Annotated in this window: 7 protein-coding genes; 3 read left to right on the forward strand and 4 right to left on the reverse strand. The window is 55.3% G+C overall.

Annotated features, from left to right (window positions below; all coding sequences use genetic code 11):
• Positions 1–158: 158 nt before the first annotated feature.
• Positions 159–1958, reverse strand: a complete 1800-nt coding sequence (locus G6L97_RS26220; RefSeq protein ID WP_174004406.1) for a hypothetical protein — start codon at positions 1956–1958, stop codon at positions 159–161.
• Entirely contained in the window at positions 1955–5368 is a 3414-nt protein-coding gene (locus G6L97_RS26225) for a DEAD/DEAH box helicase (protein ID WP_174004408.1), read from the reverse strand. Before G6L97_RS26225 ends, G6L97_RS26220 begins: the two co-directional genes overlap by 4 nt.
• 606 nt (positions 5369–5974) lie before the next feature.
• On the opposite strand from G6L97_RS26225, the gene G6L97_RS26230 reads away from it, so the two are divergent.
• Positions 5975–7810 (forward strand): SIR2 family protein, encoded by a 1836-nt coding sequence (locus G6L97_RS26230; RefSeq protein WP_174004410.1) that lies wholly within the window; start codon positions 5975–5977, stop codon positions 7808–7810.
• 101 nt (positions 7811–7911) lie between these two features.
• On the opposite strand, the gene G6L97_RS26235 is transcribed toward G6L97_RS26230, so the two are convergent.
• Positions 7912–9657, reverse strand: a complete 1746-nt coding sequence (locus tag G6L97_RS26235) for a DUF262 domain-containing protein (RefSeq protein ID WP_174004412.1) — start codon at positions 9655–9657, stop codon at positions 7912–7914.
• A gap of 173 nt (positions 9658–9830) precedes the next feature.
• Positions 9831–10691, reverse strand: a complete 861-nt coding sequence (locus G6L97_RS26240; RefSeq protein WP_272438526.1) for a hypothetical protein — start codon at positions 10689–10691, stop codon at positions 9831–9833.
• Positions 10692–10702: 11 nt separating this feature from the next.
• Between G6L97_RS26240 and G6L97_RS26245 the strand changes: the two genes are divergently transcribed.
• Together G6L97_RS26245 and G6L97_RS26250 are read left to right on the forward strand one after the other, a co-directional pair.
• Positions 10703–11845: a hypothetical protein gene (locus G6L97_RS26245; protein ID WP_272438527.1), complete on the forward strand. Its 1143-nt coding sequence runs from the start codon at positions 10703–10705 to the stop codon at positions 11843–11845.
• 175 nt (positions 11846–12020) lie between these two features.
• Positions 12021–13085, forward strand: a complete 1065-nt coding sequence (locus tag G6L97_RS26250; RefSeq protein WP_174004416.1) for a hypothetical protein — start codon at positions 12021–12023, stop codon at positions 13083–13085.
• Positions 13086–13178 lie beyond the last annotated feature (93 nt).

The following is a 13178-nucleotide window of genomic DNA, read 5'->3' on the forward strand; positions in this document are numbered from 1 at the left end:
CGAAGCTACTGAGTCAACGCTGTGGACAGACCGGTCCGCTGATACGGGGCGCTTGATGCGATCCGCGCAAACGCGAGGTGGTGGTCGTATTGTTCGGCGTCAAAGAGCATCAGCTTGCACGTCGCGCGGCCCGACAGGTATTTCTCTAGCAGACGTCGCTATTCCCCTCTCTCTAGGAAGAGTTCTTCGCCGCCGTTAATGTCAACCTCATCCAACACCTTCTTCAGGCTTTCGTCGAACAACGTCAGCAAATGGGTAGCTATGCCGGGCGCCTCCAGATGCAGGCCGACCTCATCCAGAGGATCGGCTTCAGATCCGGATTGGGAGCCCCAGTTCATCGTGCTGACGACCACGTCATCGCGGTCCCACACGAGAAACTTTGCATGAACCTGTGGTTCGCGCACAGGTATGACCTCTACTATTCCCTCCAGCCTTTTACGGTGAGCGATCATGTGCTTGCGTTTGGTCGGACCGGATTGGCGTGAATAGAATATGCGCACGTCCCTTAGGCGACGCCCCGCGACCTCAGCAGGATTCAATAATCCGGGGACGACCGTGGCACCCATTTTGTTCGTAATGCAGACAAAGCTCTCCTTCGCGCTATGGGCCGCCTTTCGCAAGAGGTGTCCATGGTCTTGCGCGCGGAGCACGGTCAACCGTGCCCTTGTTGTTGACGGGTGATCAGAGCCGTTGGAAAGCGCTGGACGTGTCCGTCTTGCCTCAGATGCGAAGAATTGAAGTATCTCTACCGACCGGCTTGCGCTGGCGAGCGAAACGGCTATTCCCTTGAGTAGGTCCAGGCCAGCCGCGACGGCCATCGGTTCGCGGAGTTCGACCGACACTTCCACCGCGGAGAAGGGGGAGGACAACCAGTTGCAGGATCCGATCACAACGATTGCTCCACCTTGGCCATCATCGGCGGCAAGGAATTTTGCGTGACTCCCCACGCTATCACGATGGATCAGAAGGAAGCCGCGGCTCTGTTTTACTGCTGAAAGTCTCTGATACAGTTCCTCCATGGCACGCGCGTGCTTCACTTTTTCTAGTGACGTTCCAAAAAACAAATGGCACCGTACGCCACGCCGATATGCGTCTTCCAGCGCGCGATAGATACGCTCCCGGTGCGGTTTCCCTCTTTCGTCAGACAAACTGAGGACGAACGTCGACAAAACGAAGACGTCCGAGACTGCAGCTCCTACGATGCGTTCAAAGCGCTCTATGTGCTCGACGGACCCAACGATCAGCTGATCGGGAGCAAAGGTCGTGTGCACGAGAGCCGGGACGGATGGTTCGCCCCTCGACGCTCGAGGGAGAACAGTCGTCTTGAGGGTCTCTTTCAACGCAGCAACGAGGTCGCCGCTCGCTCCTTCGGGGATCTCTCCCCTCTTGAAAGCGCCAAGGTCGATTTCAAGGAATTTCTTCTCCATCACAGAGCCGGTCGTTCGGACCCCGCGAAGCCATTCACCGGGGCGTAAAGATTGAGACACGAACTGACTGACCCGATGAGCCATGGTCTCGTCAGTCTCAGGCTGCTCTCCAATCGGAAATGCGACAGCGGGGCCCTCGTATTCAAACCCTTGGGTAGGAACAATGATGACGTCCTTTCTTCGAAGAACGGAATGTCCTATTTTCTCAAGCACAAGGCTGATGCCCATCTCGCGCTCGGCTATGCGCTCGGGCAATGCCCGGCCCGTTCGGATAAATTCGCGTCCCGTGGGACTGGTCGAAAACACAGGATTGGGAGATACCCGCAGCTCGACCAGACCGAACTGCATCAGCCTAGCGACCGTGGCCCGAGCTACCTGATGAGGAATACCCAGTCGCCCGCTTATATCAGCGATCGTGCCTGGTTCGAGATCGAATGCAAGGAGGATCATCTCCTCTATGGGGCTCCAGCCCCACGTGCGTTGCACGATGGCGCGTGCACGATAGTGCCATGCGGGAATATAAATTTTCACAGCTTCACAGCACCATTTGAATCTAGATCGACGATCCGCGCGCTCTGCCCGACGTCGGCTATCGACGATAGCCTGCGCAGTTCGTCGACTATCGTTAAGAGGAAATCGAGTTCGCCGCCCAGCCGGTCCGGATAAACGCCGTTGACAGCATCCTCGATAAATTCAAGGCTCGATACGATAATCAATTTATGCCGAGCGCGGCTCATCAGCACGTTCACCCTTTGAGGGTTTTTCATGAAACCCAGTGCGCGTGAACCTACGAGTTGGTTGTTGCGGACCAAGCTGGCGAGGACGACGTCCGCTTCGCTGCCTTGAAAGCTGTCGCTGGTGAATACAAAGTTTCCGTCGCCCCTCGGGCTAGCGAAACCCTGCAGCGTCCCGGCGGGCTGCTTTATTTGCCGTACCACCGATCGCTTTAGGTGATCCACTTGGGCTTTGTATGGTGAAAGGACCGCCAGCGTCGGTAGCCGGCCGTCGTCAGATACGACAGGACGTAAGTGCTTAAGCGCGTCGAGGAGGACTTTTGCCTCGACGTCATTACGTAGGGATCGCCCGACCCTGACCTCGAATGCAGGGCGATCAACCTTGCTTAATGGAGGCAGGTTCAAAACGATGACGGGGGAGTTGGGAAGGGTGGCATGAGAGACGACAGCGGGCTTGCGCTGCACGACTCTATCTGACGGCACGAGTTCACCGCCGTAGAACGTAGTGGAGACCACGCGGCAAATCGTGGGATGCATTCTGCTCTGCTCCAGCAAAGTGTTCACGAAACGGCTGGCACGTCCTGTCGTTTTTTCTCTCTCGGCCTCCCGCAGTGCGGTGGAGCGGAAAGGCTCTTCCATGCGAGCGGAAATCGCCAGAACATCCTGCAACAAGGCCCGATCGTCGCTGATCTGTTGAAGCGCTTCGTCTACCTCGGAGGGTAGGTCGTTGATTGCCCCAAGCTTGGTCCTCGCGTCGCGGAGCAGTTCGGCAGCGCGCGCCCCGTCATACATTTTTTGGCGCTCAAGATGATCGAACGGTGATAACTGCTTATGATCGCCAATCAGCAGCCGACGATTTCCCAACAGCAGCGCGCCGATCATTTCGGCACCATTAGCCCTGGCCGCTTCCTCGACGATCGTCCAATCAAACTGGTCACCGTCAGCAATCATCTCCTCGATGACATACGATGAGGTCGTCGCCAAGGTGATATCGGAAGATCTCACCAGAAGGTTCTCCGTGTCACGGTGAACACGATCCCCCTCTGCCTGTTCCGCATCATCAATCGGATCGAGCGCCTGCTTTATCTGCCGGAGTTGGTTGAACATCAGGGCCGCCCCACCCTGGAGGGAAGCCGATTGAAGGAGGTCTCTCGATCGAGCCCTCATAGTGCTGTCTTTCTCTTCTGTCTGCGTTCGCTCGATTCTGACCACGATTTGGGATCCCCCTCGCAACTCTTTTTTCAATTCCTTCTCCATGTGGACGAGCGTGTCATGGTTCTGAGCGGCAATCAGGATACGGGCATCGGGTGCCAAGGAAAGAATACTCTTTACGAGATTGGAGATCAGGTAGGTTTTGCCGACCCCGGGGGGGCCTACGACCAAATTGATGGATTGGCCCTCGCGAATTGCATTCCAGGCCGCAGCTTTCGACTGGTCCGTGCCCGACGGAACGGGACCAGGTGCGGCAATATCCCTGAGGGCCTCATCCATCAACACCTGTGCCGGATCGTCAAGTGCGCGCAGAAGCTCGACATTGCTCCGTGCAGCGACAATATTCTGCAAGCGACGGCGAACTGCTCTCTCGAAGCCGCTGTCGCGACGGGGTCGCAAGTAACAGTGGTCGGGAACGACAACGTCACCGGTGGTGAAGGCATAGGTCTTCTTACCGCCAATGACCTCGGTACCCTCGAAGTTCAATTGGGGCGCACGTTCCCTGTCGCCACCAAGGGTGTCCGACCGGGACAATGTCCAATTTGCGCGACCGTCGTCGTTGGACAATTCGCGGGCCATTGATTCAGCGATAGGCTTGAACCCCGCATTTGCTCGTCTGTCATCTAGGCCAGCATCTGCCACGGGCACTACCCAAACCATGCCTCTGTCGTTCTTAAGTCCCGTCAGCACTTCGATGGGATAAATCCTGAACTGTTCTCGCAACAGGGAGAATGCTTCGAGCAGGATAAGCGCGTACCAGATGGGACTATCATTGGTGGCGACTGCTTTAACGTCATACGAGCCTAATTCTGTCCAGTTTTTGGCCGCTGGGCCCAGCCATCGGACGCGGTCATCCGAGCTATTACGATTACGGGCAAGATGTATGCGGTGAGTAAGATCGGTGGCATCGTAGGCGCTCCAGTCGCCCGGCCGCCTCTTGTGAGCGTCTCGGATACTGCCGACCTTCGGATCGACGATTTCGATCGTATAGATGGCGAGATCGGTTACGATTCGAACGAGCCCGCGGTCTGAAACGGCCACTCGCGTGCTCGGAGCATGTAGATCGCGCTCAACGAATGCCAGTACTGCTTCGACGTCACTGGCCGCAATCGCTCCAGACGCCAGCGACGCTAAATCGCTCTGCAGTGCCTGTCTCGACGGGTACAGAACCAGTTCGGCGTCGGTGCTTGAGCCGGCTCTCTCTAATTCTTCCACCACCTCGGCCAATTCTTGAAGGACAGTCCGGCCGTCGTACAGCTGGAATTGCGGCGGGTTGCTTAGTCTTTCGAGGATGCGCCGCTCTATGGAGAGCAGGGCGGGCGGCTGTGCGGTCTCAACACCTAGCAGTTCAGATGCAGTACGCCCGAGGTCAATCCAGTCCTGACGGAACGAGATTGCGCGGGCAGACTGTGTCAACGTCGCAGCACCCGCCAAACCAGAATCCGCGATGTGCACACAGGTCTCGTAGCCTCCGAGGCGATAGTCTTCCCGATCATCCCCGTGGGAGAAAATGGTGTAAACGCTGACCGAACCGTGCACGATGCCGGCGTCGTGGCATAATGTAAGACCGCGCGCGACTCGAACCATATTGCGCCAGAAGATAAGTCGGCCGGAGCTAACCAAATATTGGCCCTGTCGCCCACGGCTTCCCTGTGCGTGTCCTCGCAACGGACTGCCAGGATCAAGCATCAGGATGCCAATCTCGTCGTCGTCCTCCACAACCTCAAGTACCGAGACCAGAACTTCTTGCGCCAGCCTAGAAGACAGGACACGGCGTATGCGTCTCAAACCTCGGCCGATCAGGTTTCTCAGGTCGGCATCGATCGCAGATCCTGTCTTCTTAAACAGCCGAAGCAAGTATTGTTCGCCGTCATCGATGCCCGTGGCGGGTGTGAGCAATGATGTCCATCCGCCCGGGAGACCATGAAACGATGCCTCCGCAAATTTAAATCTGGAGTCGAGGGTTGGCTTAGCGGCTCGCGCGGATTTTGCCATCAATATTCATCCCTGCCGTCTACGGCTGAGGAAATCGTCGCCGTCAAGGAAGCTTACCGAAGTACTTCGCCCCAAGCAAAGCAAGCCAGACGGATTTACATAACAAATGCTGTGGAATTTGATCCTTTGTCGGCTTATTGCGCGTGTTCAATATCGGAAAAATTCAGGCTCCCGCACCCGGCCAGATCCCCACACGAAATACTCAAACTCGCCGCTCCACTCGAGAAATATGGAGCAGACTGTCATTCTATCGCAAATCACGCGTCAACCAGCATGCCGATGTTCCGACAACGTTCTTCGAGTTGGCAAAATATGCAGCGTCGAGCCGACAGGGCCTAAAGACGGCAACAGATCGGCTGGCCTCGGAAATCGGGATTTCCGTGTCGCATGTGCTTGCCGCAAGTGGTAATTTCTTTGGCAACATCATTCGCAGCAGATCTCCCGCAAGCATATGACGACCTTGAAAGCGACGGAACTTCCTCGTCAGATAAGTTCCAGCGCATTTTAGCAGGACAACGATAGCTTGCTTCAGTTGCAGTTGGACTAGACTTGGCTTGGACCGATAATATGAATTGGCGGCACAACTAGAAATCGGGCAATTTGAATATGTCCAGCGATGATCGTTTCGACATAATCTCCATTGGTGGGAAGGGCTACGATGTTCTTCTCAGAGAGTTGAGCTCAGCTGTACCGGGCGTCCTTTTTGGTAGTGCGGTTTCGATTTTCGAACCAACGCTTTTGCAAGGCGCACGCCCCACATCCCAGGCTGTCGCCCGCGCTCTTTGCGAGGCGGCGGGTCTTGATGCCGCAACATTCGCGTCGGCCATCGAAGGTGCTGCTTATGAGGCACTGCTGCAGGAGCATCCCGCTCGAACGAGATTATCACGAGTTTTTTCAAACTACTTTCTACGCTTTGGTGCCGCTCAAGGTCCAGAAACAGTCGGGTTTAACAAGTGCCATCGAGCGATAGCCCATCTGCTTTCGCAAGGACGATTGCGGGGCGCTGTCACAACCAATTATGACACCTGCTTGGAGCAGGCATATGAAGATCTGCAACTTACAAAGTTTCTCAACACAATAGTCCGGCGGAGCGATGCCGCTAGGAAGGTAGCTTCGGGCCAGAACCAACTGCCTCTGGCGCCGACTCTGTTCAAGTTGCACGGTTGTGCGCGTCACCCAAAAACCATGATCTTTTCGCTGGAGCAGGAAAAGGAGATGCCTACCTGGAAAAAGCGGACAATGGGATCCCTATTGGGCAAGACTGTACTGGTGCTTGGATACTCGGGTCTGGATTTTGAAGTTTGCCCGGAGTTGTATGACCTGGAGATTGATAACCTATATTGGATGGCTTGGGGAAAAAATGGCGTTCCGGACCTCACGTCGAATGCAAAAAAGGTTTTGAACAAGGATCGCCGCCGGTCAACGGTCATCTGCGGAGATATGCGCGAGTTTCTTTCGGATATGGTGCCGCTCCTTTCTCGGGATCTACCAGAGGCTAGGAACCCCGTTGTGCCGGCTTTGCTGTCAGATCAACTCCTCAATGCGCTTGACCAAAGCGGCCGACGGTTGTGGGCCGCACGTGCGTTCGCCATGCTGAGCATTCCCACGGCGGCAAGTTCAGCTCTGCGGATAGAGCAGGCTGGGTCGGAAGACCAAACGTTGTCGCGCGAGTTCGAACTCGTCCGCCTCGATGCGCTCAATCACAGTATGAGATACTATGATAACGCGGACGCCAACAAAGCGATGTCAGAGGATGCGTCGTTGCCGCTGAGGGATAGAATCGCCCATGCTATCGGGGAGTCTGGTGCCTGTTCCATGGCCGGCGATGAAAAACGCTCCGGCGCGGCTCTCAGCCGCGTGCGCGATCTAATAAAGAATCTGACTAATCCGTTAGACCGCAAGCGCCATCTGATAAAAGTCGAATGGATGGGCCTCTTGCTGGAATCCGCCGCGCGCGATCCCAAAGATTCAGATCTCAAGGAAAGCCTGATAGTCCGCTTTCGCGCATTAAAGCGCCGAGCCTTCAATGTTGGCGAGCACGCCCTTGTCGATCTGTGTGAGCAGGAAGTGGCCCAGCTTTCCAATGTCGGCGTCACTGCTATCTCTTCCAGAAGGGACCGATCATCCGGTGACATATTTGAGCAAATAGGGAACTACGTTGGTCAAGTGACGGCTTTGGACACGCGGACGCAACAGACCGGATCAACGGAGCTCGCAAGCCAACTTAGAAAGCGACTTGAAAAAATGCCTCTGTACGGGCTTCCCGCCTGGAGGGTGTACAGGACGCTAATCGATTTCGCGCCAACGCTTGATGAAAGAGAGAAGTTGTACCGGTTGTTCGAAGAGTCGATCGCCACCTGCCAATTTCATCCCGACTATGTGCTGCGCGTACGGGAAACCACCCGACAGAAGGTTACAGCGCCGCTCTGGTCAGAGACGTAAAGCGGCGACTTGCTATCAACGCCGGGCAGCGGGCTAGAACTGGTAAGTTAGGAACGGTTCACACCTCCCAAATTCAGTATTAAAGTGCATCGGCAAAGGCATCACTCATTTGGATTCAGCGCCACGACAATGCGCGCTTTCAACGCCTTGCGGCGTTGGTCGTAGAACTCCTGGAAAGCACTAAGATCCTCAGGGAGCGACGCAATCTCGAGCCCGGCGAGGTATTGTTGGCGCGCTACTTCGTCCGGTTTGATCCAGGCATACCACTCATGCGGCATCTTCTGGCGTTTCTGACTGTTGATCGAGCCTTCCAGAAGCTGAAGGTTCGGTAATCGATTGTGCTTGTCCTGCAGCGCGTCCCAGAGATCCTGGTGTACGCCAGCCTTGCGCAGCTGTGCGGTGGAGAACCGCCCCTGAGGAAATATGTGATCGACATGGAAGTGTCTAGACAGGTCGAATCCAGGAAAGATCAGCGACAGCAACGCAAACGTTTTGCCATCGCCATAAGACAGGTCGCATAGCTCATCGATTTCGACGTCCGTGAACGACAGTGATTTTCCGCGGAGGGCCATGACCGCCTCCAACTCCGCCACCGGAAAGCCGCTCGTGGCATGGGCGCTTATCTTTTCTCTCAGCGCCGTCAGCAGCGTATCAAGGCCACTGCCCCAAATCCCGGATGCCTTGAGGATGCTGCGGACCAACCAACGGCGAATGCCCTCGCGGTCTGCAGCGAACTCGGCGCGATGGAGATATGCTCCGTCGAGATTGCGGGCGTAGAGATAGTAGGCAATGGGAAGAATTGAACTTTCTGCTCGCAAGTTCTGGCTGCTGAAGCCGAAGGATGCAAGCAGCTGTACAGCAAGCAGCATTGCGTCGTGGATCCGGGGCCAGTTAGCTTCCAGGATCGCCATATTGTTCTTGTTGAAGTTTTCGACCTTGAAGCCAACACTGCCGATATCAGACAGCATGAGGCCAGCCTTGAGAGCCAGGTCCTTGGTGAACTTGAACCCGTCTCCTTCCTTGTTCATCTCGTCCACCAGCGAATGGATGGCCTCTCTGGCATCGACCTTTTCCCATTGGGCTACGGCCACCGACAGGAGAAGATCGGAATACGAGAGCGGCGTGCCACCATTGTTCATGCGGATGAAGATGTTCAAAACATGCTCGAGGCTTTGGCTTTCCTCTTCATAATAGGTGATGAGATCCTTGTCGTGGATCGTCTTGTGAAGCAGACGCAGGGTCGCGCGCGCCGTCTTCACGGCCTCTTTGTCCAGGTTAAGGTCATCAAGGCTGTCGATGAGATCATCATACTCCTCCTCCATGACGCGCCCGCACCTGAACCAAACCTCGCCCGACTCCGGCTTTATCGACTGCTGCTCGGTCAGAAACTCGAAGTGGTAACGGCATCCGGATTCAGTATCAAGCTCGCTTAAGAGATCGAGATAGAGGTAGCGAACAGGAAAGGCCGCATCCGTGCTCCAGCGCTTGCCAGGCATCTTCCAGGCGTAGGAACCCCGGAGCCCCACATTCAGAGCGGTCATGCGTTGCTGGCCATCGAGAACGGCGGTCAGTTCGCGGTTTGGAGGGGTCTGCAAAAACTCGCAGTGAAAGCGGTCGCGTTGATGATAGTGACGGACGAAATCATAGAATTTGTACTCTGTGCGTCGCTCCTGCTCGATTTTCCAGAACAGGAATGTTCCGAACGGATACCCTTGCATAAGACTGTCGAACAGTTCGCAGACTTGGTCCGGCCACCATACGAACTCGCGCTGAATTGCAGGCAGGACGTAATCCTGGTTTGCGATTTTATCGAGCAAGGATTTGATGGTGCCGCCGGGCTTATACATTAAATACTCTCTGTCTGTTTCGTGAAAAGGTGCGAGATACAGCCACGTGATGCATTACTGGCAATCCAACGCCGCCGCCGCTGTTGCCGATGGCACCTGGTTCATCAGGAAGGTGCCGATCGCCCCGTGAAATTGCTGGTCGTGAAGAGGGAGGGTTTGGTCGCTTTTCAGTATTAAGCCATGTTGCCTAGTCCTGGCAGGATATCGTCCGTCCATATTTGAATCGCCGGCACCCCAGCTCTAGCCTCTTCGTTAATCCGCTCCAGTGGCAGGTCTGGGAAACTCACGCCAGCAGGCACGTAGCGTATATCGGTCGAGCCGGAGATGAATTTTTTTGCCGGGAATGCTTCCAGAACGCGCCGCTGGTCCGGGAATACCGTGTAGTGGATGTCGGGGTCGCGCGGCATCTGTGACCGGAGTTCCGGAGCGATGACATCCTGAGCGCGAGGCTTAACATTCGCCAGCCCCTTGCCGAGAATGATCGGCGGAACGTGTCGTTGGAAGGCGTCTCCTCTCCACCGCTGATAGTGCAAGGTTACGTCGATGACATCGTACGGAGGCGCAATTACCCACATATGGCCGGTATCGAAACCGGCTCCTTCGTTTTGGTCGATGATCGCAAAATGTCGTGAGGCTCCTTCGGCATAGACCGATGCAGAACCACGCATCGGAATATTCCAGATACCGAGCCGGTCCAAAATGCGGGTCAAAATGGCGGTCATCGCGATACAGGCGCCATACCAGCCGTGCTGCACGATCCGTCGCTGCAGGATATTTGTCACCTGAGGGACAATAGTCTGGACGCGCGCGTCATAGGTCTGATCCCGCTCGCGAAGCAACACCCACTCGGCGTAGCGTTCCGCGAACCGCGAGTCCGTGCGCTCTTGTGCGACAAAATTTGGCTGATCGTAAAAACCGGGCTGGCTAATGTCGATGCCCAATTCCTGAAACAGACTGACTATTGCCGTACGGCGGGCATTCACTGCCTCCGGCGAAGGATGCGCCAGCCGTCTTTTCGTTTTTGCCTCGCCCACGATTGCCCCCTGTGGTGTTCTTTCACCAGATTACCAATATAGAAGATATTTCAGATAGTGATCGTAAAAATTGCAAGCGGGAACTTTATCTAGCAGGGGAAGAGAGAAAAATGATCCGTATGGTCGACCAAATCTGGGAGGACGCGGGGTACAGCAGGATTGAAGAAGGCGGCCACTTGCGGGGCCGATTTTGCCGGTTGCTCATCTACCATATTGAAGGCTTTAAGACAGACCTTCCGATCGTTGGTCCGCTGAGTCATGTAATTGACGGGCATCATTACACCCTCGCTATTGGCGGAAGCGTAAACGAGACCTGTCGAGCTCTTGTCAATGACGAGCTCGTGGAAGATGAGGCTCTATGGCGCAAGGGAAACAACACGATCGGGCCGTATCTGGTGCTGAAAATCGGGCCGACCGATGAACACGAGCTTATGGCCACTCATTTCCTAAGGAGTGGAAACGAGATTTGGATCAATGGTGGCTGCGAGAGTGCCACGGCAGAGCTGGATCAACTGCACGAGCGCGTTGGACCACGAGTTGTCTCCAGCTTGGCGATCGCATTTTCAAGTGAGCATACAGTTTTTCGCTCAATTGAAGCGATGAACTATGGTCACGCAACGAGCGGCGAACAGCTTCGCGACATGAGCTTTTCCATGACAGCTTACGCCATTGTTTCCAAGCCGATCGCAGCTGAGGAAGTCAGAGCTCGGGTCACCGCCGCCCTGGAACGCTCCTCCCAACTGGACAGGAATGTTGCAGGGTTCTTCGATCTGGCGCTGAAGGAGACCGACCCAACCAAGCAGTTTTTGCTCTTTTTCATCGCGCTTGAACTGCTGACGAAAACGGAGTTTTCCAAGCACTACCCTTCCATTGTGAGCTCCGTGAGCTCTGCGACTTTGCCACCAAAGAAAAAGAGGGAGCTTCAGAACCAATTCTCCTGGCTGCGAGAGCACGCATTGACGACTCTATCTGACCAATGCGTGGCTCGTTTCGAGCGATTGAGAAAGGTGAGAAATCTGATAGCGCACGGCGGTATCGCTTCGCCCGATCCGCAAAGCTTGGAGGAGGTCAAGATCTTGGCAACAGCAGTGCTCTCTTCCGTCATCGCGGAGAACCAAGCCTATATCCAGAACGTGTGTCTACCGAGAGGGTAGATGGAACGAGATTGATAAATCACCTATGAAACCTACTAAACTCTCAAAGTTGCAGAAAATAAGGAACCGGGCGCGATGCGTTCTTTGCCGATGGCTTAGCCGGCGGCTCGCTCCGCTGAAAGGCAAGGCTTTCAAACCCGTCACTCAGAGTAAGCCCGTCCCCTATGTCGAGCGTATGATTGCTGTTTCCGGAGGACCAGCTCTGGTATGGCCTTATTATAACCTACGGCCGGGATTGGGACCGTTTGAGCTTATCCCCGACAGCAACAGCTATCGAAGCCCGAATTGGCTTCAGCAACTGCCAACCAGCATGCCGCGGCACAAGATCATCGTGAACCTGCTGCCCGCCCTGACCGAAGAGTGGTTGGCGAACGACCAATTCCAGACTGATACTGAGCGGCGCATCAAGGATGTCCTCGTCCGTTACGAGGAGCATGGTATTTGTTTTCGCAGAAATTATGCGCATGATCTCGCTAATATCTTGCGCGAAAATTCGGCGGGCCTGCGGTACAACTGGACTGTTCTCTTCTTCTACGTTGCTATTATCAAAAAGCTCCTGGAGAAGCGCAACGTTGATGAGGCGATGAACGAGCTCGTTCAAATCAGCAAGGCCAACGTGCCTAGAGCAGGCATGATGTTGTCACTGGGCGCATTGAGCCTCTTTCTTAAAGCGCGTCAGACAATACATCTCCCCGGTGACGCGAAGCCGGCGTACTCGTTCGTCCAGGCGTTCTTCGCTTTTCAACCCGGTCGTAAAGACGAGGTGGATCATCTATCCGTGGCCTATCTCAGAAACAGGTCGCTTGATCTTGGAATCTATTACTTCTTCCCGGCCATGATTTCACTTGGCCAGAAGCCGACCGGCGAGACCGTAATCGCCACCCGTGACGCCCCGCTCTTGCGCCTGATATTTCGAGTTCTGCCTTTCCTTTTCGATCCAGTAGTTGCCCCGGCCATTCCCACGGCGATTGCTCGGGACGAATTCGCGACTGGCGATGGACTGGAGTTCGTTGCCTGGCGCTCCCGACTAAACGAGACATTTGAGCCGCCTCTCAAAGAGGACCAAAAGCTAAAACGGCTCGCCAACCTGGCGGAATACGCCATGAGCCTTTGCGATCTACCGGAGGAGAAGGAAGCTCTTGATCAGATTTGGCGTGAATGGACGTTGCCAGCCATTGGGTCGACAGACCTTCACCGGAACGGCGGTGAGTTCCGGTCCGGCAGATGCAGCTCCGCGTAGGTGTCACGTCGAGTCAAGCCTGCGCTAAGAGAGATGTAAAGCGAGGATGTATGGTTCCCGAGAGGGTCTCTTCAGAAGCGCGGCTACCCAACG

The sequence above is a fragment of the Agrobacterium tumefaciens genome (assembly GCF_013318015.2).
Taxonomy (GTDB): domain Bacteria; phylum Pseudomonadota; class Alphaproteobacteria; order Rhizobiales; family Rhizobiaceae; genus Agrobacterium; species Agrobacterium tumefaciens.